21 protein-coding genes, 21 tRNA genes, 1 rRNA gene and 1 riboswitch are annotated in these 24,560 nt (G+C 37.5%); of the genes, 33 read left to right on the plus strand and 10 right to left on the minus strand.

Features of this window, described 5'->3' with window-relative positions; all coding sequences use genetic code 11:
* Window positions 1–142 precede the first annotated feature (142 nt).
* From rrf to AN964_RS06780, 22 genes are all read left to right on the plus strand, one after another.
* Window positions 143–259: ribosomal RNA gene (gene rrf / locus AN964_RS06675) — 5S ribosomal RNA — on the plus strand.
* A 9-nt stretch (window positions 260–268) separates the two neighbouring features.
* A tRNA-Val gene (locus AN964_RS06680) sits at window positions 269–344 on the plus strand.
* Window positions 345–469: 125 nt separating this feature from the next.
* A tRNA-Thr gene (locus tag AN964_RS06685) sits at window positions 470–545 on the plus strand.
* Between the two features lie 167 nt (window positions 546–712).
* A tRNA-Lys gene (locus tag AN964_RS06690) sits at window positions 713–788 on the plus strand.
* A gap of 26 nt (window positions 789–814) precedes the next feature.
* Window positions 815–896 (plus strand) — tRNA-Leu (locus AN964_RS06695).
* A gap of 17 nt (window positions 897–913) precedes the next feature.
* Window positions 914–988, plus strand: a tRNA-Gly gene (locus AN964_RS06700).
* Window positions 989–998: 10 nt separating this feature from the next.
* Window positions 999–1,087: transfer RNA gene (locus tag AN964_RS06705), tRNA-Leu, on the plus strand.
* 36 nt (window positions 1,088–1,123) lie between these two features.
* Window positions 1,124–1,200, plus strand: a tRNA-Arg gene (locus AN964_RS06710).
* A 13-nt stretch (window positions 1,201–1,213) separates the two neighbouring features.
* Window positions 1,214–1,290: transfer RNA gene (locus AN964_RS06715), tRNA-Pro, on the plus strand.
* Window positions 1,291–1,301: 11 nt separating this feature from the next.
* Window positions 1,302–1,377 (plus strand) — tRNA-Ala (locus AN964_RS06720).
* Between the two features lie 17 nt (window positions 1,378–1,394).
* Window positions 1,395–1,471 (plus strand) — tRNA-Met (locus AN964_RS06725).
* A 6-nt stretch (window positions 1,472–1,477) separates the two neighbouring features.
* A tRNA-Ile gene (locus tag AN964_RS06730) sits at window positions 1,478–1,554 on the plus strand.
* A 9-nt stretch (window positions 1,555–1,563) separates the two neighbouring features.
* Window positions 1,564–1,656 (plus strand) — tRNA-Ser (locus tag AN964_RS06735).
* A 30-nt stretch (window positions 1,657–1,686) separates the two neighbouring features.
* Window positions 1,687–1,760: transfer RNA gene (locus AN964_RS06740), tRNA-Met, on the plus strand.
* A gap of 63 nt (window positions 1,761–1,823) precedes the next feature.
* Window positions 1,824–1,900, plus strand: a tRNA-Asp gene (locus AN964_RS06745).
* A gap of 24 nt (window positions 1,901–1,924) precedes the next feature.
* Window positions 1,925–2,000, plus strand: a tRNA-Phe gene (locus tag AN964_RS06750).
* Window positions 2,001–2,030: 30 nt separating this feature from the next.
* Window positions 2,031–2,106, plus strand: a tRNA-His gene (locus AN964_RS06755).
* 8 nt (window positions 2,107–2,114) lie between these two features.
* A tRNA-Gly gene (locus tag AN964_RS06760) sits at window positions 2,115–2,188 on the plus strand.
* An 8-nt stretch (window positions 2,189–2,196) separates the two neighbouring features.
* Window positions 2,197–2,273: transfer RNA gene (locus AN964_RS06765), tRNA-Ile, on the plus strand.
* A gap of 38 nt (window positions 2,274–2,311) precedes the next feature.
* Window positions 2,312–2,386, plus strand: a tRNA-Asn gene (locus tag AN964_RS06770).
* 8 nt (window positions 2,387–2,394) lie between these two features.
* Window positions 2,395–2,485: transfer RNA gene (locus AN964_RS06775), tRNA-Ser, on the plus strand.
* A gap of 12 nt (window positions 2,486–2,497) precedes the next feature.
* Window positions 2,498–2,569, plus strand: a tRNA-Glu gene (locus AN964_RS06780).
* Between the two features lie 364 nt (window positions 2,570–2,933).
* Here AN964_RS06780 and AN964_RS06785 read toward each other — a convergent pair.
* On the minus strand, window positions 2,934–3,857 hold the full coding sequence (locus AN964_RS06785) for a 1,4-dihydroxy-2-naphthoate polyprenyltransferase (protein ID WP_055738951.1): 924 nt from the start codon (window positions 3,855–3,857) through the stop codon (window positions 2,934–2,936).
* A 345-nt stretch (window positions 3,858–4,202) separates the two neighbouring features.
* Here AN964_RS06785 and AN964_RS06790 point away from each other — a divergent pair, with 345 nt between their 5' ends.
* From AN964_RS06790 to menC, 6 genes are all read left to right on the plus strand, one after another.
* Window positions 4,203–5,591, plus strand: a complete 1,389-nt coding sequence (locus AN964_RS06790) for an isochorismate synthase (protein ID WP_055738952.1) — start codon at window positions 4,203–4,205, stop codon at window positions 5,589–5,591.
* The gene (gene menD / locus AN964_RS06795) at window positions 5,584–7,332 is read left to right on the plus strand and encodes a 2-succinyl-5-enolpyruvyl-6-hydroxy-3-cyclohexene-1-carboxylic-acid synthase (protein WP_055738953.1); all 1,749 of its coding nucleotides are present in this window, start codon (window positions 5,584–5,586) and stop codon (window positions 7,330–7,332) included. Before AN964_RS06790 ends, menD begins: the two co-directional genes overlap by 8 nt.
* Window positions 7,326–8,141, plus strand: a complete 816-nt coding sequence (gene menH, locus AN964_RS06800) for a 2-succinyl-6-hydroxy-2,4-cyclohexadiene-1-carboxylate synthase (RefSeq protein ID WP_321198518.1) — start codon at window positions 7,326–7,328, stop codon at window positions 8,139–8,141. The genes menD and menH overlap by 7 nt, the downstream gene beginning before the upstream one ends.
* 124 nt (window positions 8,142–8,265) lie before the next feature.
* The gene (gene menB, locus AN964_RS06805; RefSeq protein ID WP_055738954.1) at window positions 8,266–9,084 is read left to right on the plus strand and encodes a 1,4-dihydroxy-2-naphthoyl-CoA synthase; all 819 of its coding nucleotides are present in this window, start codon (window positions 8,266–8,268) and stop codon (window positions 9,082–9,084) included.
* A gap of 158 nt (window positions 9,085–9,242) precedes the next feature.
* Window positions 9,243–10,742: an o-succinylbenzoate--CoA ligase gene (locus AN964_RS06810; protein WP_055738955.1), complete on the plus strand. Its 1,500-nt coding sequence runs from the start codon at window positions 9,243–9,245 to the stop codon at window positions 10,740–10,742.
* Entirely contained in the window at window positions 10,739–11,842 is a 1,104-nt protein-coding gene (gene menC / locus AN964_RS06815) for an o-succinylbenzoate synthase (RefSeq protein WP_055738956.1), read from the plus strand. The genes AN964_RS06810 and menC overlap by 4 nt, the downstream gene beginning before the upstream one ends.
* Window positions 11,843–11,889: 47 nt before the next feature.
* Here menC and AN964_RS25370 read toward each other — a convergent pair whose 3' ends face one another.
* The 4 genes from AN964_RS25370 to AN964_RS06825 form a co-directional block, all read right to left on the minus strand.
* Window positions 11,890–12,051: a DUF1540 domain-containing protein gene (locus AN964_RS25370; protein WP_083489246.1), complete on the minus strand. Its 162-nt coding sequence runs from the start codon at window positions 12,049–12,051 to the stop codon at window positions 11,890–11,892.
* Between the two features lie 308 nt (window positions 12,052–12,359).
* Entirely contained in the window at window positions 12,360–12,602 is a 243-nt protein-coding gene (gene yidD / locus AN964_RS06820; RefSeq protein ID WP_055738957.1) for a membrane protein insertion efficiency factor YidD, read from the minus strand.
* A 67-nt stretch (window positions 12,603–12,669) separates the two neighbouring features.
* The gene (gene ytzI, locus AN964_RS25375) at window positions 12,670–12,831 is read right to left on the minus strand and encodes a YtzI protein (protein WP_083489247.1); all 162 of its coding nucleotides are present in this window, start codon (window positions 12,829–12,831) and stop codon (window positions 12,670–12,672) included.
* Between the two features lie 112 nt (window positions 12,832–12,943).
* The gene (locus tag AN964_RS06825) at window positions 12,944–13,186 is read right to left on the minus strand and encodes a DUF6154 family protein (RefSeq protein WP_437177112.1); all 243 of its coding nucleotides are present in this window, start codon (window positions 13,184–13,186) and stop codon (window positions 12,944–12,946) included.
* 142 nt (window positions 13,187–13,328) lie between these two features.
* On the opposite strand from AN964_RS06825, the gene AN964_RS06830 reads away from it, so the two are divergent.
* Window positions 13,329–13,658 (plus strand): hypothetical protein, encoded by a 330-nt coding sequence (locus AN964_RS06830; protein ID WP_055738959.1) that lies wholly within the window; start codon window positions 13,329–13,331, stop codon window positions 13,656–13,658.
* A gap of 37 nt (window positions 13,659–13,695) precedes the next feature.
* Here the strand turns inward: AN964_RS06830 and AN964_RS06835 are convergent, their stop codons facing one another.
* From AN964_RS06835 to AN964_RS06845, 3 genes are read right to left on the minus strand one after another with little or no spacing between them, the layout of a single operon-like run.
* Window positions 13,696–14,508, minus strand: coding sequence for an ABC transporter permease (locus tag AN964_RS06835; RefSeq protein WP_055738960.1), 813 nt, complete (start codon window positions 14,506–14,508; stop codon window positions 13,696–13,698).
* A complete protein-coding gene (locus tag AN964_RS06840) occupies window positions 14,492–15,265 on the minus strand; it encodes an ABC transporter ATP-binding protein (RefSeq protein ID WP_055738961.1) in 774 nt (257 codons plus the stop codon). The genes AN964_RS06835 and AN964_RS06840 overlap by 17 nt, the downstream gene beginning before the upstream one ends.
* Before the next feature lie 16 nt (window positions 15,266–15,281).
* Window positions 15,282–16,283, minus strand: coding sequence for an ABC transporter substrate-binding protein (locus AN964_RS06845; RefSeq protein ID WP_055738962.1), 1,002 nt, complete (start codon window positions 16,281–16,283; stop codon window positions 15,282–15,284).
* Window positions 16,284–16,403: 120 nt separating this feature from the next.
* On the opposite strand from AN964_RS06845, the gene AN964_RS06850 reads away from it, so the two are divergent.
* Window positions 16,404–17,186, plus strand: coding sequence for an alpha/beta hydrolase family protein (locus AN964_RS06850; protein ID WP_055738963.1), 783 nt, complete (start codon window positions 16,404–16,406; stop codon window positions 17,184–17,186).
* Between the two features lie 44 nt (window positions 17,187–17,230).
* Window positions 17,231–17,473, plus strand: coding sequence for a DUF2584 domain-containing protein (locus AN964_RS06855; protein ID WP_055738964.1), 243 nt, complete (start codon window positions 17,231–17,233; stop codon window positions 17,471–17,473).
* A gap of 29 nt (window positions 17,474–17,502) precedes the next feature.
* On the opposite strand, the gene pckA is transcribed toward AN964_RS06855, so the two are convergent.
* Complete coding sequence (gene pckA / locus AN964_RS06860; RefSeq protein WP_055738965.1) at window positions 17,503–19,092, minus strand: phosphoenolpyruvate carboxykinase (ATP); 1,590 nt, start codon at window positions 19,090–19,092, stop codon at window positions 17,503–17,505.
* 468 nt (window positions 19,093–19,560) lie between these two features.
* A riboswitch (SAM riboswitch) is annotated at window positions 19,561–19,732 on the plus strand.
* A 224-nt stretch (window positions 19,733–19,956) separates the two neighbouring features.
* Here pckA and metK point away from each other — a divergent pair.
* Both metK and asnB read left to right on the plus strand, forming a co-directional pair.
* Entirely contained in the window at window positions 19,957–21,153 is a 1,197-nt protein-coding gene (metK, locus tag AN964_RS06865; RefSeq protein ID WP_055738966.1) for a methionine adenosyltransferase, read from the plus strand.
* 442 nt (window positions 21,154–21,595) lie between these two features.
* Window positions 21,596–23,494, plus strand: coding sequence for an asparagine synthase (glutamine-hydrolyzing) (gene asnB / locus AN964_RS06870; RefSeq protein ID WP_055738967.1), 1,899 nt, complete (start codon window positions 21,596–21,598; stop codon window positions 23,492–23,494).
* Window positions 23,495–23,565: 71 nt separating this feature from the next.
* Here asnB and AN964_RS06875 read toward each other — a convergent pair whose 3' ends face one another.
* Window positions 23,566–24,321 (minus strand): C39 family peptidase, encoded by a 756-nt coding sequence (locus AN964_RS06875; RefSeq protein ID WP_055738968.1) that lies wholly within the window; start codon window positions 24,319–24,321, stop codon window positions 23,566–23,568.
* Between the last annotated feature and the right edge of the window lie 239 nt (window positions 24,322–24,560).

Below are 24,560 nucleotides of genomic sequence, written 5' to 3' on the forward strand. Positions count from 1 at the left end.
GGTTGATAGGTTCGAGGTGGAAGTGTGGCGACACATGGAGCTGACGAATACTAATCGATCGAGGACTTAACCAAATTATAAAGCGATTCTCTTTACTTCTTCTTCTGCAGTATTTAGTTTTGAGGGAACAAACCTCATATAGTCTGGTAATTATGGCGAGAAGGTCACACCCGTTCCCATCCCGAACACGGAAGTTAAGCTTCTCAGCGCCGATGGTAGTTGGGGGCTCTCCCCCTGCAAGAGTAGGACGTTGCCAGGCTTACAAAATGGAGGATTAGCTCAGCTGGGAGAGCACCTGCCTTACAAGCAGGGGGTCGGCGGTTCGATCCCGTCATCCTCCACCATATTATTGATGATAAAAGATTTCAGATAAAGCCGGCCCGGCTACAATAATGAAAGTTAACTGCTTTGATTATTTAGTTGGACCAGATATTTTAAGTCATTTAATTGCAAAATGAATGCTTGAAATGCCGGCCTAGCTCAATTGGTAGAGCAACTGAATCGTAATCAGTAGGTTGGGGGTTCAAGTCCTCTGGCCGGCACCATTTAATACGAGCCATTAGCTCAGTCGGTAGAGCACGACCGATTAACTACGGAGCGATACTTCAGCGTACCAATCGAGCTGCTACTTGAATAATCTTTCTGAGATTGGGACGTCGTAGATGCACTTAGGTAGAAAGCAATATGACATCATTTCTAAATACTATATTACGAGCCATTAGCTCAGTCGGTAGAGCATCTGACTTTTAATCAGAGGGTCGAAGGTTCGAGTCCTTCATGGCTCACCATTTTAAAGTAAATAAATTTTCATAACGCGGGTGTGGCGGAATTGGCAGACGCACCAGACTTAGGATCTGGCGCCGCAAGGCGTGGGGGTTCGACTCCCTTCACCCGCATAGATAAAAAATTCTGCGCGGAAGTAGTTCAGTGGTAGAACACCACCTTGCCAAGGTGGGGGTCGCGGGTTCGAATCCCGTCTTCCGCTCCAAATACCCTTTGCCGGGGTGGCGGAACTGGCAGACGCACAGGACTTAAAATCCTGCGGTAGGTGACTACCGTACCGGTTCGATTCCGGTCCTCGGCACCAAGTTTTTTTGCAAAGCAAAATAAACTACCATAATATGCGCCCATAGCTCAATTGGATAGAGCGTTTGACTACGGATCAAAAGGTTAGGGGTTCGACTCCTCTTGGGCGCGCCATTATCAATACAAACGGGAAGTAGCTCAGCTTGGTAGAGCACATGGTTTGGGACCATGGGGTCGCAGGTTCGAATCCTGTCTTCCCGACCACTTAAAAAAATGGGGCCTTAGCTCAGCTGGGAGAGCGCCTGCTTTGCACGCAGGAGGTCAGCGGTTCGATCCCGCTAGGCTCCACCAATAATATAGTATTTTATGGCGGCGTAGCTCAGCTGGCTAGAGCGTACGGTTCATACCCGTGAGGTCGTGGGTTCGATCCCCTCCGCCGCTACCATAAAATGGACCTTTAGCTCAGCTGGTTAGAGCAGACGGCTCATAACCGTCCGGTCGTAGGTTCGAGTCCTACAAGGTCCACCATAATCATTCGGAGGAATACCCAAGTCTGGCTGAAGGGATCGGTCTTGAAAACCGACAGGCGGGTTAAACCGCGCGGGGGTTCGAATCCCTCTTCCTCCGCCATAATTAAATAAAATGGTTTTATAATATCGTCGCGGGGTGGAGCAGTCCGGTAGCTCGTCGGGCTCATAACCCGAAGGTCGCAGGTTCAAATCCTGCCCCCGCAATTAAGGTAAGTTATTTTCAAGGAAGATTATAAGAAAGTTTATTTTCAATTCTTGAAAAAACCTGGTCCGGTAGTTCAGCTGGTTAGAATGCCTGCCTGTCACGCAGGAGGTCGCGGGTTCGAGTCCCGTCCGGACCGCCATTTATTTTAAAAATAAGTAATTATGGCTCGGTAGCTCAGTCGGTAGAGCAAAGGACTGAAAATCCTTGTGTCGGCGGTTCGATTCCGTCCCGAGCCACCATCCATCTTTTAATAATATTTATTTGTAATGGCGGCTATGGCGAAGTGGTTAACGCATCGGATTGTGGCTCCGACATTCGTGGGTTCGATTCCCACTAGTCGCCCCATATTTTACGCGGGTGTAGTTTAGTGGTAAAACTACAGCCTTCCAAGCTGTTGTCGTGGGTTCGATTCCCATCACCCGCTCCATAGTAAATGGGCCTATAGCTCAGCTGGTTAGAGCGCACGCCTGATAAGCGTGAGGTCGATGGTTCAAGTCCATTTAGGCCCACCAGAATTTTTTGCAATAGCAAAATAACTTTCAATTATTGTTCCGCAGTAGCTCAGTGGTAGAGCTATCGGCTGTTAACCGATCGGTCGTAGGTTCGAATCCTACCTGCGGAGCCATTTTTTTGGGGGAAGTACTCAAGTGGCTGAAGAGGCGCCCCTGCTAAGGGTGTAGGTCGCGTAAGCGGCGCGAGGGTTCAAATCCCTCCTTCTCCGCCATATTTTCACCTTGGCCCGTTGGTCAAGCGGTTAAGACACCGCCCTTTCACGGCGGTAACACGGGTTCGAATCCCGTACGGGTCATAGTTTAATAGAGTGAAAAAAGGATTTCTCATTCATGAGAAATCCTTTTTTCTTTTATAACAAAATTAGGCAGAAAGTCCTAATTCGCGAGATTAAGTATAAAAATGATGAGATTATTTGCTACTTTCACGAGATTAAATATAAAATTACAAAGATTAGCTGTCATTTTCCTGGGATTAGTATAGAAAACTACAAAAAAATACTTTAGAATAACGATATTTATGAAATCCGTACAAAACTAGAATAAAATCTACATACGATACAAATGGGTTACCAAAGCTGAGAAACAAGATAGCAGATCTATTTCCTCCAAATAAGAAAACAAAAAGACTTCATTCCAAACGGAATGAAGTCTTTTTGCAGATTAAAAGAAATGTGCAATTACTAAACCAATTGACAGCAATAGTCCAAAAAATGTATTGGTCTGAGCTGTAGCCTTCATAGCAGGCAGCATTTGGATTGGCTCTGTTTTACCGATAAAACCCTTAACAGCCGTAATAGGTTTAGGAATACTTATCAATATCAATAGAAGCCAAGGCGTTGCGCCTCCAAAAAGAATTAAGGCAATAATCCATACATACGAAACAGTAAACATGGCGGCTAATAAATTTATTGCTTTTTTACGCCCGATTAAAATCGCTACCGTTCTTCGACCGTTCTCTTTATCACCATCAAGGTCACGAATGTTATTGGATAGCATAATAGCTCCAATAAGAATCATTATTGGTATAGAAATTAATACACTGTCTGCGGTGATTTCTCTTACTTGAATGTAAAAAGAAATTAGAACAATAATGACTCCCATAAAGAATCCTGATAAGAATTCTCCAAATGGTGTATAGGCGATCGGATAAGGTCCACCTGTATAAAAATAAGCAATCAGCATACATACAGTCCCAATTACGGCAATCCACCATGTAGTATTCATACAAATATAAACGCCTAACAGAATGGCAATGCCAAAAAAAGTGAATGCAAGTCTTAACACAGTTTTAGGATGTACACCATTTCTTACAATGGCTCCGCCTATCCCTACAGACTTTTCATTATCCAGGCCTCTTTTATAGTCATAATACTCATTGAACATATTTGTTGCAGCCTGTATTAATAGGGAAGCAATCAGCATTGCGATAAATAATGAAATATTTAGATGTGTGTAATGCAATGCTAGTGCAGTTCCCAGAAAAACGGGCACAAAGCCAGCTGTTAGTGTATGAGGTCTAGTTAATTGCCACCATATTCGCCAACCATGATCTCGTTCTATTGGTGGTGAAGATTGTTTGCTCATTATAAGTCTCTCCCTTATATTGGTTCAAGGTTTAATGAATAAAGACAAAACATTACAATCTAAAGTGTAGGTAAAGGAGAAGGTGGTGTCAATGAATTTTTATATGTATTGTAGAGAAATTATTCCTTTTTAGCTATATAGGACACGTTATAGCTGATTTATCTGCTCAAAATAATTATAATAGGTAAGGGAAAGTGCAAAACTTGTCGAACATTGACTCGAAACTTTTTGAGGTGTATCTTAAAGGATGGATGAATTCTTCATTATTCAAATACAAATAAAGCACCATTTATTTTTTATTGTTGATAAAATAGTTAAGATGTTATGGCCCTGGGGGAGATTTAATTGAAACCAATAGATGAACAATTTGAATTATCCATAAAAAATGCGAAGGAAAATAATAAAGAGATATTATTCAGTTACACAGAACAGATTGCTCTTCCATATCCTCACCAATTATATTCATCTGTTATCCGCAATAGTGAAGATCATTTTTATTGGAAAGATCCTCAGAATGAGACCATTATAATTGGATTAGGCAATGTACTTCCGATTATTTCTGAACTGATAGATGAGAGATTTCGCAATGTAGAAGAAAAATGGGAGAATATTTTAGAAAACGCTTCCATATACAATTCAGCTGATCAGCCTGGAACAGGTCCTTTATTATTTGGTGGCTTTACTTTCGACCCTTATAATAGGAAAGAATACGAATGGGGAGCATTTTCAAATGCAACTTTTTATGTTCCGGAAATCATGCTTACAATAACAGAAAAGAATAGTTTTCTGACGGTAAATTCCATTGTAAAGCCTGAAAGTGATGTATCCCAATTAATGTATTTGGAAAATCAAAAGAAGAAAATATTAAACATTCAAGAGTTCTCAAATAATTTCATCTCAGAAGTGATGAAAAAGGAAGAAATAAATCCGGAAGAATGGAAAGAGTCCGTTGCAAGGGTTATTTCTCTTTTAAAAGACGGTCATTTGGATAAAGTAGTTTTGGCAAGAAAAATGAGAGTTGAATACCAGCAAGATATATTGCCTGAAAATATTTTGAATCACTTATTGGACCAGCAACAGACAAGCTTCGTATTTTCATTTGGGTTCCAGAATCATTGCTTTGCTGGTGCTTCGCCCGAAAGATTAGTGAAGAAAACAGGGGAGAATATTTTATCCACTTGTTTAGCAGGTTCAATGAAAAGAAGCAATGATGAGAAGCATGATGAAACTTTAGGTAAAATGTTATTAGAGGATAAAAAAAATAGACATGAGCATCAGCTAGTAGTATCTATGATTGCAGATGTATTCCGGAAGCATTGTTGGGAGGTTAATATTCCAGATGAACCAACCTTAATGAAAACACCGGATATTCAACATTTATATACACCGGTAAAAGGGAAAGTTAAGGAAAACACATCTATTCTTCAATTGGTCGAATCTTTGCATCCGACACCAGCACTTGGCGGTACTCCAAAACAAGATGCGATGAGAGTCATAAGGGATGTTGAAAATATGGATAGAGGCTTATATGCGGGACCAATCGGATGGATGGATTATCGCGGTAATGGTGAATTTATCGTTGGTATCAGATCAGGTTTATTAAAAGGAAATGAAGCATTTATATATGCTGGGTGTGGAATTGTTGCAGATTCAAACCCAGAGGATGAATATTTAGAAACGAAAATTAAATTTCGTCCTATGCTTCGTGCATTGGGAGGAAAAGAAGATGAATGAACAAGAAATACTAACAAGTTTTTTAGCAGATTTTATTCAGGAGTTGGTCTTTAATGGAGTTAAAGATGTTGTTATTAGTCCTGGATCAAGATCAACCCCTTTAGCGATGATGATTGCTGAGCATCCAGATCTTGCTTACCATATCAATATTGATGAGCGATCTGCTGCTTTCTTTGCGCTTGGAATGGCAAAACAGACGAGAAAACCAGTTGCCCTACTATGTACATCTGGAACGGCTGCAGCCAATTACTATCCGGCAATCGTTGAAGCAAAAATTTCAAGGGTACCATTGATTGTGCTAACTGCAGATCGCCCTCATGAGTTAAGAGATATTGGAGCGCCACAATCAATTGATCAGATCAACTTATATGGAAAACATGTAAAATGGTTTGTAGAAATGTCCATTCCGGATCCAAATGAAGAACTGCACTATTTTGTAAGAACTACTGCTGCAAGAGCGGTTAATCTATCCCTACAAGCACCTGCAGGACCAGTTCATTTAAATTTTCCATTTAGAGAGCCTTTAATACCAAGACTCGAACCATCACCATTTGAAGAAACAAAGCAATCTGTGAAAAGTTCGCAAGGTAAGTTAATTCTTTCTAATGGTGAATTGGAAAGGATTTGTATGGATCTCGAAACACAACCAAAAGGGTTAATCATTTGTGGAGTTATAGATGAACCAGATTTTGCTCAGGCGGTCCTTACTCTTTCCGAACGGCTTGGATATCCTATTATAGCGGATCCGTTGTCACAGTTAAGAAGTGGATTACATAGTAGTGAGGCAATTATAGATAACTATGATTCATTTTTAAAAGACGGTAAGTATGAGGAGAAGCTCTCTCCGGAAGTCATTATTCGCTTTGGTGCCATGCCTGTATCAAAACCATTAACATTATTCCTTAAAAAGCTTAAAAAAGTGGACCATTATATTATAGATAGTGGAAGCGGCTGGAGAGATCCTATAAAAATGGGCACACAAATGATTCATGCAGATGAAATATTATTTTGTGAGGGTATATCTTCTCGGATAAAAAATGAACCAAATAATAAATGGCTTCAAATCTGGCAGCAATTAAATAGGAACACAAGAAAGATTGTCACCAAAACGATAGAGGATGTTCAAGAATTAGATGAGGGTAGAGTCGTTTTGGAACTAACTAAGCTATTGCCAAATAACAGTACTTTATTTGTTGGAAATAGTATGCCAATCAGAGATGTGGATACTTTCTTTCATAATAATCAAAAAAACATTCGAGTGATGGCTAATCGTGGAGCTAATGGTATAGATGGTGTTGTATCCAGTGCAATAGGAGCAAGCGTCTATGGAGAAAACTTATTTCTGATCATTGGTGATCTCTCCTTTTTCCATGATTTAAACGGGCTTTTAGCAGCCAAAATGCATCATTTAAATATTACGATTATTGTTATTAACAATAATGGCGGGGGGATCTTTTCGTTTCTTCCGCAAGCAAGCTCTTCCAAGAATTTTGAAAATTTATTTGGCACACCAATTGATGTAGAGTTTGAATATGCTGTAAAAATGTATGGCGGAAATTATAAGAAAGTCACAAACTGGAATGAGTTTCAATCTTCAATCAATCGGGCTATTGAAACATCCGGTTTAAATGTTATTGAAGTACCGACCAATCGTGAAAAAAATGTCCAAACCCACCGAAATATGTGGAATCATGTTTCGCAGGAAAAGAGCAAATTATTAACTGGTGATACATTATGTTAATGAAAGTTCATGATGCCCAGTACCATGTTGAGGTTTTAGGAGAAGGCGATCCGGTAATATTATTGCACGGGTTTACTGGTGATACTTCTACATGGAACTTCTTGGCTGAGTATCTTAAAAAACAATTTAAGGTTGTTCTTGTGGATATCTTAGGTCATGGATTGACTGACAGCCCTAAAAATCCAGCTCGTTATGATATTGAACTAGTTGCTGATGATATAAAAGAAATCATTGATAGATTAGCTTTCAAAGATGTTAGTATCATTGGTTATTCGATGGGCGGCAGATTAGCAATAACCTTTGCCCAAAAATATCCTGAGAGAACGAAACATCTTATATTAGAAAGTGCATCTCCAGGGTTAGCAAGTGAAAATGATAGAATAGCAAGAAGAAAGCAAGACAAAATATTAGCAGATAAAATAACGGCAGAGGGGATCGAGTCTTTTGTAGATTATTGGACAAATATTGCTTTGTTCCAAACACAGAAATCTCTTGATCCCTCCATCCAAAACAGTATTAGGATGCAAAGGCTATCCAATAATCCTACTGGGCTGGCAAATAGCCTTTTAGGAATGGGAACAGGAAGCCAGCCGTCTTGGTGGGATTCTCTTACAAACTTAACAATGCCCATTCTTTTAATAACAGGTGCACTTGATCAGAAGTTTTGTAATATTGCAGTCGAGATGAAAAACAGACTCCAACACGCAGAATGGATAACTATTCCGAATGCCGGACATGCAATTCATGTGGAAAGTCCAAAAAAGTTTGGTACAATAGTAATGGAGTTTTTGACGAAAACAGATAAATAATGCTTTTTTTCGTTAAATTTTGCAGCGCTTTGTTATCCTGCAAAATGATTTGCTTACCGACAAAAAAATCGGAAAGGAACATCGACTCCCATCGTTTTAACTTGACAAAAAAGGAGGAATATTAATGGCAGTTGAATGGATTGCTGAACGTAAATATGATGAAATTTTATATGAAACGTATAATGGAATTGCGAAAATAACCATAAACCGTCCTCATGTACATAATGCATTTACTCCTAAAACAGTAAATGAAATGATTGATGCATTTTCTTATGCACGTGATGATAGCAAAATCGGTGTTATTGTATTAGCTGGTGCAGGGGATAAAGCATTTTGCTCCGGCGGTGACCAAAAAGTTCGCGGACATGGTGGTTATGTTGGAGATGACAATATTCCACGTTTGAACGTTCTTGATTTACAAAGATTAATTCGCTTTACACCAAAACCAGTAATTGCGATGGTTGCCGGTTATGCAATCGGTGGTGGACATGTACTACATATTGTCTGTGATTTAACCATTGCAGCTGATAATGCTATTTTTGGTCAAACTGGACCAAAAGTAGGTTCTTTTGATGCAGGTTATGGTGCTGGTTACCTAGCACGTATAGTTGGCCACAAAAAGGCACGTGAAATTTGGTACCTATGCCGTCAATACAATGCACAAGAGGCATTGGATATGGGTCTGGTCAATACAGTTGTTCCATTAGAGCAATTAGAAGAAGAAACAATCAAATGGTGTAATGAAATTCTTGAGAAAAGCCCTACTGCACTTCGCTTCTTAAAAGCATCGTTCAATGCAGATACAGATGGGCTAGCTGGTTTACAGCAAATGGGTGGAGATGCGACGCTTCTATATTACACAACAGATGAAGCAAAAGAAGGTCGTGATGCGTTTAAAGAAAAACGCAAACCAGACTTCGGACAATTCCCTCGTTTTCCATGATGAAATAAAAAGCTTGGTGGAATACCATCAAGCTTTTTTCTTAGCTGTTTAGGAAAATTATAGAGTTTAAACCAGTAGAAAGCTTTTTTGAAAAATGGTCTACGTCTAGCTTCAGCGTCAATCGGCTTACGGATTTGTTCCTAAAATTTATGTAAAAAATGAAGGTGATCTCTTTGGAAACAATCATTCCAAATTTTTTAAAGCAGCGTGCGTTTTTAACACCTAATCGGAATGCACTTGTTTTTGAAAATAAAACGTGGAGCTTTGCTCAGCTTTTTGAGAAGGCGAAAGATTATGCCCAAACAATATCCTCTTTAGGTATAAAACAAGAAGATACAGTTGCCCTATTAATGAAAAATCGTCCCTCTACTGTGTTTATAATCCATGCATTACAACAATTGCGTGTAAAAGCTGTATTTTTAAATCACCGCTTAACCCCATCCGAAATGACATTCCAGCTGAAGGACAGTCAAGCAAAACTATTAATTAGTGATGACGATTTTAAACATATATTGAACGAAATACATCCGCTATATGATTCACTTCCGCTTCTCACCTTTAAAGAGCTAGAGAGTTTGCCGAAGAAAGATATCGAGGTTGTGAAGGAATATATGCTAAGCGATATTTGTTCCATTATGTATACCTCCGGAACGACAGGAAATCCAAAAGGGGTTTTACAAACATTTGGAAACCATTGGTGGAGTGCTGTTGGATCCGCTCTTAATCTTGGAATTAGAGATGATGATGCATGGCTTTGTACGGTTCCTATATTTCACATTAGCGGATTATCTATTTTGATGAGAAGTGTAATCTATGGGATTCCTGTATATTTAATGGAGCAATTTAACGAAACAAAAGTGAATACATTACTGCAGACAGGGGACATAACCATTATGTCTGTAGTAGGAGCCATGCTGCAAAGAATGGTTTCTTCACTAAATGAACAAGGATATCATTCCAAATTCCGATGCATGCTACTTGGTGGAGGACCTGCTCCACGTCCATTGCTGGAAGCATGTGCGGAGAAAGGAATTCCAGTCTTTCAGTCCTATGGAATGACAGAAACCTCTTCACAAATTGTTACATTAGCACCGGAAGATAGTTTGAAAAAACTTGGTTCAGCAGGGAAACCGTTATTTCCATCTGAGTTAAAAATTATGTCAGAAGGAAAAGTGAACAAACCATTTGAGCCAGGGGAAATTGTCGTAAAGGGACCAAATGTTACAATTGGCTATCTGAATCGGCCGGAAGCTAATCAAAATAGCTTCTGTGAGGGCTGGCTTAAAACAGGAGATATCGGATATGTGGACGAAGAAGGTTATCTCTTTGTCATGGATAGGCGCTCAGACCTTATTATTTCAGGCGGTGAAAATATATATCCAGCCGAAATTGAAGAGGTGTTATTAGCTCATCCTAATGTCGAAGAAGCGGGGGTAACTGGAATAAAAGATGAGGTATGGGGTCAAGTTCCAATTGGATTTGTAGTATTAAATCATTCCGTATCAGAGGAAGAATTAATCTCATTTTGTAGGAAAAAATTAGCAAAATATAAAATACCGAAAAAGTTATATAAGGTTGAATCTTTGCCAAGAAATGCTTCCAATAAGCTTTTGCGCAGAAGGTTAATCGAAATAATTCCAAAGGATATGGAAATATGAAGATAACGGAAGCTTGGATATATGTTATTAAAATGCCATTAAAATCTCCTTTTTCCACTTCTCTAAGCAAAGTGACGGAAAGAGAAGGAATAATCATCAAGGTAAGAGATGAGGAAGGAACGATTGGATTAGGGGAGGCAGTTGCTTTTTCAACGCCATGGTACACAGAGGAAACCGTTAAGACAGTTTTCCACATGTTAAAGGATATTTTACTTCCTTTAATTCTGCATCAGCCTATTAATGATCCAAGTGAAGTGTCCAAACGCTTTGATATGATTCGTGGTAATCAAATGGCTAAAGCAGGTATAGAAACAGCTATATGGGACTTATATGCTAAACAACAAAAGAAGCCTTTATGGGACCTTATCGGCGGAGTAAGGGAACATGTGCCTGCAGGTGTTGTAGTTGGCTCACAAGATCCTATAGAGGCTATTGAAAACATATCTATGTATCTGCAGGAGGGCTACAAAAGAGTAAAAGTAAAAATTAAACCGGAGAATGACTATTATCTCTTAAAAGAAATACGAAAGCATTATCCTGAACTCGATTTAATGGCTGACGCTAACTCTGCCTATTCCTTAAAAGATGTCGAGATCCTTAAGTCTTTGGATGAATTTAATTTGCTGATGATTGAACAGCCACTTGGTATAGATGATATTGTGGAACATTCCATTCTTCAAAAAGAGATAAAGACGCCTATTTGTTTAGATGAGAGTATTGTTTCTCTCCAGGATGCGAAAAGCGCCATTTACTTAAAAAGCTGCGGTGTCATCAATATAAAAATCGGTCGAGTTGGCGGCTTATGGAACGCTATTCAAATGCATGATTTATGTGTAGAAAACAATATTAAAGTATGGTGCGGGGGAATGATTGAGTTCGGTATTTCAAAGGCACATAATATTGCCTTGGCAACCAAAAGCGGTTTTACTATACCTGGTGATATTTCTTCGTCTAGCAGGTATTGGGAAGAAGATATTATTACGCCGGAAATTAAAGTGCATAATGGTGGAATAAAAGCTCCTTCCGATTATGGTATCGGATACGAATTAAATCAAAGACGTTTAAAGGAAGTTACAATATTTGAGGAAAAATATGATTAAAAAAGAAATCGGCTAATTTGCCGATTTCTTTTTGTCTTATCTCTATTTTACCAATTACCCTCAGGCTTAAAAGTTTTACAATCTGTTTCTGCTTGATTTTTAGCTTCATGCCCTTTATGGCTTACAACGTATATTTGATCAGCAGAGCATTTATTTCCGTCTTTCCAATAATGACAGTTGTTTACTTCGCATAAAACATCCTTTGCCATCTTCATACCACCTCATTTTATAAAATTGATGATACATCTTTTATTGTTTGCGGGCACCATGAAAATATAACGGAAATCAAAGGAAGATAAGTTTAAGGCAGTTAAGTGACTGAATATTTTTTTGCATTAGTAAAAAATAATCCTCGTTTTTCCCTTAAAACAGCAAGATTGTGTAAATAAAGGACCTTTGTTCTGTTTTCTTATTTTACAACCTTTGCCAGTTTAGATTAGACATTATTTAGAAAATAGAATGATTCCGATTTAAGAAACGAAATTTTAATACTAGATTGCTAGCGGTAAAGCAATGATTATTTTTGCTTCTTCCTTGAGGGCCATTCTGTTGGAACCGGGTCTACTCCGCCTGGATGAAAAGGATGACATTTTAAAATCCGTTTGATGGCTAGATATCCGCCACGTAGAGCGCCGAATCGTTTAATGGATTCAAGTCCGTAATGGGAACAAGTTGGATAAAAACGACATGTTGGTGGTTTTAAAGGGGAAATGACAAGTTGATAAAAACGAATGATTAAGATAAATAAATATTTTAGCATGAATCATTACTTCCTTATTTTTTCTTTAGGTTATTCCATAACAGAAAAAAAGTCAAAAGAACCATCCTTAAATATCGGACGGTTCTTTTCCATCTGTTTTAATATTTGGGTTATTTTCAATCGGATCGATTGTATGCTTATGTGAATATGCTTTTGATGTAGTAATGACAGCAGCTGACATAATCACGATAATAATAATAATCGATACTATTGCAGTCAAAATCAGCATTCCAATACCCCTCTTAATTTAATACATAAATATATTTTAACATGTATTTCTGCAATTTTTGCACTGAAATTGACTAGGAAATGAACATCCAGTGAAGGAAGAAAGTACTATTTTAATGAAGATACTTTGAATGGTGGCTATAATCAATATTACCCGAATGGCTTGCAAATTTTTCCTTTAGTGTTTCTGTTAAATACATGCTTATGAAATAGTGCAATTCATAATCGTTCATTTCTTTGACGATGTTTAAAAGTTCTTGACGACTGTTGTTTTCTACAACCGCTAAAGCGATAATGTCTAAATCCTCTTCATCACCCGTTAATCTATCGCGATATATTTGAAAGAGTTCGTCCACTAATCTCAATTAGAACACTCCTTTTTTCAGTTTACGTTCAGAAAGGCTTTTTCCTTGAATAGGAATATTTTGAGTAGTTTTGTGGGAAACGATACATAAAGATTTCTAAACGTATCTGAAAATAATTAGAGGTGAAACAAACATGGAAGAAGTTAAGCACACATATTATGTCGATCTGGGAAGCGGGGAAATTTCTAGAAGCAAAGATGCATCAGTATGGAATTATAAAATAGAGGCAACAGATGAAGAAATCACACGTCTGAGACAAATTTTTGATTCAAATTATGATGCGGATGTATTAGGATTTTGGCGGGCTCATGTTCCTGTTGTAGAATATCATCATGATCGTCCTAATGATATTTCGGATGAAAATTTACTGCGTGCTTATCAAATGTTGTATGATTTAGGGGATGAAGAGGCAAAAAAACATATTGACAGTATTGGAATTTTAAAGGATTTTACTTCAAAGTAGAGAATAAATAGTGGGGTGCTATCTTAAATAGCCCCCTTTAATTATTTGAGTCTTTAATAAGCTTTTTTTCTAATAAATCTACCAATTGATACATAATGGTTGCTATTATCGCTACAATAATGAGTGATAACATGACAAGGGTAAAATTAAAAACCTGGAATCCATATATAATTAAATATCCTAATCCTTTTGATGCGACTAAGTACTCTCCAACAATAACTCCGACCCAAGATAAACCGACATTTACCTTTAAAGTGGAAATAATTGTTGGAAACGATGCAGGCAAAATGGCTTCCTTGAACATTTGGGACCTTGTTGCTCCAAATGTTTGCAGCACCTTCAAATAGTTAGAATCCACGTCTCGAAAGGCTGTATAGATGACGATGGTGGTTATAATGACGGATATTATAATTCCCATCGCGATACTAGATGATACTCCAGGTCCAAAGATAACAATTAAGATTGGTCCTAGGGCAACCTTTGGCATTGCATTAAAGATAACTAGGTAGGGGTCCAATATTTTCGATAGCTTTGGAGATGCCCAAAGAATGGCTGCCAAAAGTGCTCCAAGAAAAGTACCAAGGACAAATCCCATAATGGTTTCAAATACTGTTACGCCAATATGGCTAAAAATAGTGCCATCTTGGATCTTATGAACTAATAATACCCATATTTTTGATGGAGAACTAAATATAAGGGGATTTACCCAATGAAGCCTGCTAGCTGTTTCCCAAAGAGAAAAAAATACGATTAAAATAATCAACTGATAAAATCGAACCCATCTTTTTTCGATTTTAAGCTTATTTAAATATTGGTGATAAAGGAAATTTGGTTTATTCGTGGTTTTCAAGGGACTCCAACTCCTTCCAAATTTCCTGAAATAACACAGAATATGCTTCTTTACTTCTTACATCAAAAGGCCTAATAGCTCTTAATTCTTCAGGGACAAGAAAGGTTTTATATAAACGCCCAGGTTTAGCAGCAAATAATAAAATGCGATCACTCATAGAAATGGCTTCTCCTATATCATGTGTGACTAATACGGCAGTTTTTTTGTATGATTTTAATGTTTCAAATACGAGATCCTCTAATTTTAGTTTTGTTTGATAATCAAGTGCTGAAAATGGTTCATCTAAAAATAAAATTTTTGGATTGATGGCCAATGTTCTTACTAAAGCAGCTCTTTGCCTCATTCCGCCGGAAAGCTGCCTCGGATATTGTTTTTCAACACCTGCTAAACCTATTTCTTTTAGTAAATTTAATGCTGTTTTCCGTGATTTAGCTGTTAATTGTTTATTAAGTTTCAGTCCAAGTAAAACATTTTCCTCGATGGTTTTCCATGGAAATAAATAATCTTGTTGCAGCATGTAGCCGATGGAGGATGTTAACGAACTAGGTACTGCTCCATCGATTAAAACACTTCCTTCTGTTGGTTGAATCAAACCTGAAAGAATGGATAGCATCGTTGTTTTTCCACAACCACTAGGACCAAGCAAAGAAATAAATTCTCCTTCTTGAATCTCAAAGTTTATGTCTTTTAAAGCATTTGTAGCTGATTTTGGTGTAAAGTAGCTATGGTGGACATTATCTACAGATAGGAAGCTCATATAATATTTAACCTCCTTATTTATTAATAACGTTTTTTGTAATGGACGTATTTACAAGCGTTTTATAATCAACTCGCTTTGGTAATTCTCCTGCTTCACTCATAATATTTTGAAGGTTATTCCAACCATCCTCATTTAGGACTAAATCAGTTCCAAATGAACCTTGATTACGGTAGCGCTCAATGGAAGAAGCTAAAATATCAATATCCGTATCTTCGAAGAATGGTTGGACTACTTTCGCTACTTGCTTGGAATCATGATCCTTCACCCATTTTTCCGCTTTATATAAAGCGCGGACAAATTTTTCTATTGTATCCTTATGTTCTTTAATATAGCTTTGCTTTGCCATATAATCGGTATATGGGACATTACCGGATTCTTTCCCGAAAGAAGCGACGATATATCCTTTTCCCTCTTTTTCAAAAACAGATGCGGTCGGTTCAAATAATTGGACAAAATCACCTGTTCCAGAGGCAAAGGCATTAGCAATATTGGCATAATCAATATTTTGAATAAGCTTTAAATCCTTATGTGGGTCAATGCCATGTTTTTTTAGAACAAATTCTCCAACCATTTGCGGCATCCCGCCTTTTCTTTGACCAAGAAAAGTGGAGCCTTTTAATTGGTCCCAGGAAAAGTTATCAATTTTTTTTCGAGAGACAAGGAAGGTTCCGTCCGTTCTAGTCAGTTGGGCGAAATTAATAACTGGATCATCACTGCCTTGAGCATGGACGTAAATGGAGGTTTCAGAACCTACAAGGGCAATATCGGCTCCATCAGACAATAACGTTGTCATCGTTTTGTCGCCGCCAGCAGTTGTTTTTAAGTCGATTTTTAAGCCTTCGTCCTTAAAGAATCCTTTCTGGATTGCTACATACTGAGGTGTATAGAAAACGGAACGGGTAACCTCTGCAACGCGAACTGTTTTCAAGCCTTCCTTTTTTGAGCATGCTCCTAAAGAAAACAGCAGAATGAATGGTACCAAAAGTGAAAAGCTAACTCTAAGCCATCTTTTCATATTTAAACCTCCTTATAGGCATTCGTTTATTTCTGATTTGTTACCTATCGTATGATTGTAAAAAAAATGTGTGAATGCCTAGAAGACATGGATATAAAGAAGCTGGAAGGAGGTATTTACATGAATATTATGGAAAAATTTCGATTTCCGTCGCCCAATCCACAGGTAAATATGTACATAATAACTTATATGTCTGGTTCCTATAAGGTAAAGGGATTATTAGCAGAACCAAAGGATGACCTTGTGTATGATGGATTTTTATACTTAAGGGGTGGAATTAAAAGTGTAGGGATGGTGAGACCTGCTAGAATCGGACAATTTGCCAGTGAGGGCTTTGTTGTCTTTGCTCCTTTCTATCGAGGAAACAGAGGAGGGGAAGGAGATGAAGATTTTGCAGGGGAGGATCGAATGGATGCCTATTCTGCTTTCGATCTTTTGAAACAGTATCCCCGGGTAGCTAAAAACCGCATCCATGTGTTTGGTTTTTCAAGAGGAGGGGTAATGGCTCTACATACGGCTATCCATCGAAAGGAGGCAGCATCCGTTGTAACATGGGGAGGGGTCTCCGATATGGAATTAACTTATGGAGAGAGAAAGGATTTACGAAGAATGATGAAACGGGTAATTGGAGGCACTCCTGCAAAATATCCGGATCGATACAAAGAGCGAACCCCGCTGTATTTTCTGGAGGAAATAGAATCACCTGTATTAATTATACATGGGGAACATGATCAAAATGTATCTTTTGAGCATGCAAAAAGACTGGAGGAAAGATTGAAACTGCTAAAAAAACCAGTCGAAACATGGTATTTTCCAAATTACACACATTATTTTCCGCCTATAATAAATCGGCAAATTGTTTCGGATTTATGTTCATGGATGAAAAAACAGGCACTGACATGATAAAATAGTTGTAAGAATGCAGATAAGGTAAAGGAGAAAAATAAATGGGAATGCCTTTAGAACTTAATACGATGATTGTGACAAAAGGAAATGAAAAACGATTAGACGATAATTTATTTATATTAGAAAAAGCGGGGTATCGCCTATATCCAATCGATATACCAATTGATGTCAAGCGGACGTTGGAAAGTGATTCAAGCGGAACAGCTGTTATTCAAAAGGTAGAATGGGAAAAAGAGAAAACAACGATTTTTTATCAGTTAATTTCCTTGAATTCTACAAATTAAAAGGGTGACCAAATTGGTCACCCTTTCTATTATAATTTCTTTGGACCTCCTAATTCCACAATTTCCTTGTCAACATTTTTGAACTTTTGGAAATTCAATTGGAATTTTTCAGAGAGTTCCTTTGCTTTTATAATATACTCATCTTGGCTAGCCCAAGTTTTATTTGGTAATAGTACTTCGTCTGGAACACCTGGAACATGTAATGGAATATTTAAGCCAAAGATTTCATCCTTTACTGTTTCAGCATGGTGCAATTCTCCTTCTAAAGCAGCTTGAACCATGGCGCGTGTATAGCTTAATTTCATACGTGATCCTACGCCGTATTCTCCGCCAGTCCATCCTGTATTTACAAGGAAGACATCGACTCCGTATTCATCAATTTTTTTACCGAGCATTTCCGCATAGACCGTGGCAGGAAGCGGAAGGAATGGTGCTCCAAAGCATGTCGAGAATGTTGCTTCTGGAGAAGTAACCCCGCGCTCTGTTCCTGCAAGCTTCGATGTATATCCACTTAAGAAGTGATACATTGCCTGCTCTTTTGTTAATTTACTGATCGGAGGCAAGACACCAAATGCATCGGCTGTTAAGAAAACGATTGTTTGTGGATGACCTGCTACACTTGGTTCAACAATATTTTCGATGGATTGAATCGGATAAGCGGCACGTGTATTTTCTGTCAATGTATTGTCATCATACATTGCTTCATGTGTATCAGGATTTACCATTACATTTTCCAAAACAGATCCAAACGTAATGGCATCATAAATTTGCGGCTCTTTTTCACGGGTTAAACCAATACATTTTGCGTAGCAGCCGCCTTCTATATTAAATACCCCATTAGCTGACCAACCATGCTCATCATCCCCAATAAGCTTGCGATTTGGATCTGCGGATAACGTAGTTTTTCCTGTACCGGACAGGCCGAAGAATAATGCTACATCGCCTTCCGGACCTACATTTGCGGAACAGTGCATAGGTAATATTCCTGCTTCAGGCAATAAATAATTCATTATGGAGAAAATGGATTTTTTCATCTCTCCAGCATATTCCGTTCCGCCAATTAAAATAATTCGGCGTTCAAAGGACACAATGATAAATGTTTCCGACTTAGTTCCATCTACTTGTGGGTCTGCTTTAAAATTTGGAGCAGATAGAATCGTAAATTGTGCCTTATGATCCGCTAATTCTTCTTCTGATGGGCGGATAAACAATTGATGTGCGAATAAATTATGCCAAGCATATTCATTCACAACCTGTATAGGAAGACGGCTTTTTTTGTCTGCACCGGCAAATCCTTTAAATACAAATAATTCATTTTGATTTTCTAAATATTGAATTACCTTATGATACAGTTTGTCAAAGACTTCTACAGAAATTGGTTGATTGACAGAACCCCAATCAATTTTGTCTTTTACAGAAGGTTCTTCAACAATAAATTTATCTTTAGGGGAACGCCCAGTATATTTTCCAGTTTCAGCCTGAACGGCTCCAGTTGAGGTTAAGATTCCTTCTTTACGCGCTAATATTTTTTCCACTAATCGTGGAACGGATAATTGAGTATAAACATTATTTCCATTTAGTAATTCACTTAATTCAGTAGATAAACTTATTGAATTCATGAATGCGTTACCATCCTTTATGAAAGAATAAAAAATTTTTAATCGCTTATGTCAATTAGTATAACACAATTAAATAATTAGTCTATACTATATATGCTTATTTTTTAAAAAACACAAAGTTTTAACATTTCGATTTCTTTCCTTATTTAAGCCATAACATTAGTATTTTTGACTGACGGAACATTATTCCGATTTTTAAAAATGGACTTTATATAAGGCTGTTTTCGAATAGATTGTTAAAAACCCAAAAGCCGAATTTAATCTGTTCCTTTTCGTCACTTTTTCCTAAAACCTGAGTAGATTGGTTTCGAGGCATCTTTTCTATAAAGTATCATTCATATTTAACCTTAATAAGGTTGTTATACAAAAGCAACAAAGTCTAAGAAAAGCCTTAAATAATATTGAAAAAATGCATGAAGTAGTTGACACGGTGCGACAAATTGCGTATGATTTTACCTTGAACGGATACTCTTATCCCGAGATGGCGGAGGGACAGGCCCGATGAAGCCCAGCAACCAGCTTTTTAGGTGCATATAATAAAAATGAAAGCTTAGTAGATAAGTTGAAGAGTCATTTTTATAAGCATGCTAAAATGAAAAGGTGCTAACCTGTAGCAAGGTAATTCCTTGAACGATAAGAGTGAAAGGCGTAAAAACGAATGTGAACCTTTCCTCAAAATATTAATAGGAAAGGTTTTATTTGTTATTCGCCCCAGCCTAAGTAAATGCAAAATGCGAATGAATGCAAATAGCATCTTGAAAGAATCGAGGATAAATTCTCCTGATTATTTCATACTATTAGGGAAATGAGTACCGTGAGGCGTAAATATAGAGTTTTTGATTTATCTCTAAGGGAGGAAAAAAGATGACAAACAAACGTCGTTTATTCACATCCGAATCCGTGACGGAAGGTCATCCGGATAAAATATGTGACCAAATTTCGGATGCCATTTTGGATGCGATTTTAGCAAAGGACCCTAACGCACGTGTGGCTTGTGAAACATCTGTGACAACAGGTCTTGTACTTGTTGCAGGAGAAATTACTACCAGCACATATGTGGATATTCCAAAAATTGTTCGTGAAACCATTAAAGATATTGGATATACTCGTGCAAAATATGGCTTTGATGCTGAAACATGTGCGGTTCTTACATCTATAGATGAGCAATCTGCCGATATCGCAATGGGTGTTGATAAAGCATTAGAAGCACGTGAAGGACAAATGTCTGAAGAAGAAATTGAAGCAATTGGTGCAGGGGACCAAGGATTAATGTTTGGTTTTGCATGTAATGAGACAAAGGAGTTAATGCCTTTGCCAATTTCCCTATCACATAAGCTTGCACGCAGATTATCAGAAGTGCGTAAAGAAGAGATTCTTCCATATTTACGCCCGGATGCTAAAACACAGGTAACGGTTGAATATGATGAAAATGGCAAACCAGCAAGAATTGACACGATCGTTATTTCTACACAGCACCATCCAGAAATCAGCTTAGAGCAAATTCAACGCAATGTGAAAGAATATGTTATTGGTCCAGTTGTTCCTAAAGAATTAATCGACGAAAACACAAAATATTTCATTAATCCAACTGGTCGATTTGTTATCGGTGGACCACAAGGGGATGCTGGATTAACAGGTCGTAAAATTATCGTTGATACGTATGGTGGTTATGCACGCCATGGCGGTGGTGCATTCTCAGGTAAGGATCCTACAAAAGTGGACCGTTCCGCAGCATATGCTGCACGTTATGTTGCTAAAAATATTGTAGCTGCTGGCCTTGCAGATAAATGTGAAGTACAGCTTGCTTATGCTATTGGTGTAGCAAAGCCGGTATCCATCTCCATTGATACTTTTGGTACAGGAAAGGTTTCAGAAGAGGAATTGATTGAAGCGGTTCGTGAAAACTTCGACCTTCGTCCTGCTGGTATCATTAAAATGTTAGATTTAAGACGTCCTATTTATAAGCAAACGGCTGCTTACGGACATTTTGGACGCAATGATTTAGATTTACCTTGGGAAAGAACAGACAAAGCGGAAGTTTTAAGTCAACTTGCAAAATAGTGGTTGAAAGAAAATGGAGGGGTTACAGAACGATATTGTAACTCCTCTTTGTTTTTTATCGAAGAGGTAAATTAGTGATTATTATTGAATTAAATGTATGCTTAAACGTGAACGGGTGCGCATAAGTCGGTACTAAACACCAACGAATTATTTAACAGAGCTATTCGTAAGAACATTTTGGAAAAAAATATTTGTCGGGATAAGTAAAATGGCTACTGCAAAAACGAAATAAAAAATGATAGTATAAGGTAGTATGAATTTTTTAATGACTTTTTTCTTGTACTATTGCTTTTGTAAAAGTAAAATCTTATAACTATCTTCATCGGATAAGATTGCCCGAAACAAAGTCTAAGATTTAAAACAATGACGAAAAGCAATAATCTATAAGAAAAATAGCATTGTTCAAAAGAAGCTTAAAAAAATGGAGTAGGTGAACTACATAATGTGTGGATTTATAGGTTGTGTACACGACCGTTCAATTGAACTTCGTGATGAAGATAAACAACTATTTAAAAATATGAATGACATTATTACCCATCGTGGACCCGATGACGATGGTTTTTATGAAGACGAACATATTCAATTTGGTTTCCGTCGTCTGAGCATTATTGACTTAGAAAGCGGACACCAGCCGTTAACATATGAAAACGATCGTTATTGGATTATCTTTAATGGAGAAATTTATAATTACGTGGAATTACGTAATGAATTAATAGAAGCAGGCTTAACGTTCGCGACTTCATCAGATACTGAGGTTATTTTAGCATTGTACAGCCATTATAAGGAAAAGGCTGTTGAAAAACTGCGCGGAATGTTTTCGTTTGTTATTTGGGATAAACAAGAACAATCCTTGCTTGGTGCTCGTGATCCTTTTGGAATTAAACCTTTTTTCTATTTAGAAGAAGAAAATCGGACATTTTTTGCATCTGAAAAGAAAAGTATATTATTGGCAATGGAAAATGATGTATTAAACTATGATGCTGTTCAGCATTATATGACATACCAATTTGTTCCTGAGCCTGAAACGATGACTGCTGGAATTAAAAAATTAGAGCCTGGCCATTATTTTGTGAAAAGATTAGGACAACCGTTAGATATTAAACGCTATTGGAAAGCTGCGTTTAAACCGATTCATAAGTCCGAAGATGAATTTATAAAAGAAATCAAAGATGTTCTTTTCGATTCTGTAAATGTTCATATGCGCAGTGATGTTCCGGTTGGATCATTCTTATCTGGCGGAATTGATTCCTCTATTATTGCTTCCATTGCGAAACAATACAATCCCAAAATTCAAACCTTTTCCGTGGGTTTTGAACGCAATGGTTTTAGCGAAATTGATGTAGCGAAGGAAACCGCGGAAAAGCTTGGTGTAGAAAATATCAGCTATGTGATTACTCCGGAGGAATACATGAAGGAACTTCCGAAAATCATGTGGCATCTTGATGATCCATTGGCTGACCCTGCATGCGTTCCTTTATACTTTGTTGCAAGAGAAGCAAGAAAACATGTTACAGTTGTATTGTCAGGGGAAGGGGCAGATGAGCTGTTCGGAGGCTATAATATTTATCGAGAGCCCCAATCTTTAGAGGTATTTAATAAGATTCCTGCAGTTGGAAAATCGCTTCTTAAGGCATTGGCTAAAATGATGCCGGAAGGTGTCAAAGGAAAGAGCTTTATAGAACGCGGTGTTACTCCAATGGAAGAGCGTTATATCGGAAATGCAAAAATGTATACGGAAAAAGAAAAGAAAGAACTTTTAGCCAGGTACAAACAAGGATTGGACTATACAGAGATTACGAAAGGCCTTTACGCAGAGACAGCTGGGTATGATCCTGTAGATCGCATGCAATACATTGATATTCATACATGGATGCGCGGGGATATATTATTAAAGGCGGATAAAATGACAATGGCACACTCCCTCGAGTTGCGTGTTCCATTTTTGGATAAAGAGGTATTTAAAGTTGCGTCACAAATTCCGACCAGTCTAAAGACCGCTAATGATACGACGAAGTATATTCTTCGCAAGGCTGCGGAGGGAGTAGTTCCTGATCATGTTTTAAATCGAAAAAAACTAGGTTTTCCAGTTCCGATTAGACATTGGCTAAAAGATGAAATGCATGACTGGGCAATCAACATTATCAAGGGTAGCCCGACTGATCATATCATAAATAAAAATTATGTATTAAATCTTCTGGAAGAACATTGCCAAGGAAAATTAGATCATAGTCGTAAAATATGGACTGTTTTAGTCTTCATGATTTGGCATGCAGTTTATTTAGAAGAAAAATATGACTTTCAAAAACAATATAGATTAAACGCTGAGCAGGCAACTGTATAAATTTACGGCTGAACAAATGCTCCTCGAAAGCAATTGAAAATCATCATGTTTCAAATAAAAATTAAGCCAAGCTATTTTTCGTAAGTGATAGCTTGGCTGCCCATTTGCACCCACGCTTCCATAAAGGAATTAGCGGGTGCTTTATTTTTTTGTCCAGTAAGTGGGTCATTAAAATAAATATATTTTTTATCATATCCTGTAATAAGCACAGAATGTTCTTTATAAGTGATGTGGATTTTTCCGTTTTTTGTATACCAAGATTGAAAGTATGCGGAAGGCAGTTTTTTATATTCTGTATTAATGATTACCCATATTGGCCGATCATCAGATAGATATATTTTTAAATCTTCAAAGGAATGCCCTGTTAAATTAATTAACTTTCCTGGCAGAAATTTATTTCCTAATTCATAAATTGGCTTATTGTAAACACCGTACCCGGGTTTATGATAGGTATAAATATTACCGACGAATCCCTCGTTTGGATCTCCATAATAGATTTTTCCATTTTTAATCGTTCGTGGTGTAGGATTTTTCTTAATCTCCTTAGCCAAAGTTAATTTATCTACTTGAACACCAGCAGACTGCAAAAGCATTGCAAGGCTCGTTACCTCACAACCTCTATCCAGTTCAGGATGCTGGTTTATAGAGGGAACATTAATGGATACCGCATCCTTTATCTTAATAACAGCATATTGTTCATGATCGCTATTTACTAGTGCATCGTGTGTATATGATTCAGATTCCTTTGAATCACGTATTCCATAAACAATAATCCCTGTTCCAATTAGAAAAAATAAACATAATAAACCTGATATAAACTGCTTCATTCCTACCACCTAAATAAGAAGATTCTATGTATTACATCGTCAAACTTTCGAAAAAGTTAATGCCAATTTGTGAAAAGATATATAATAAAGAGAGGAGTTAGCATATTTAGGGTAAAATAGAGTATTCCAACAAAGGCTCTTTTCTTAAATTTTGTTGCTTTGTCATACGAAAACACTTGGTACAACCTTAATAGGGGTTAAAAACGAATAAATTTTGTAAGAAAAGATGCCCCGACTCC

It is taken from the genome of Heyndrickxia shackletonii (assembly GCF_001420715.1).
GTDB lineage: Bacteria > Bacillota > Bacilli > Bacillales > Bacillaceae_C > Margalitia > Margalitia shackletonii.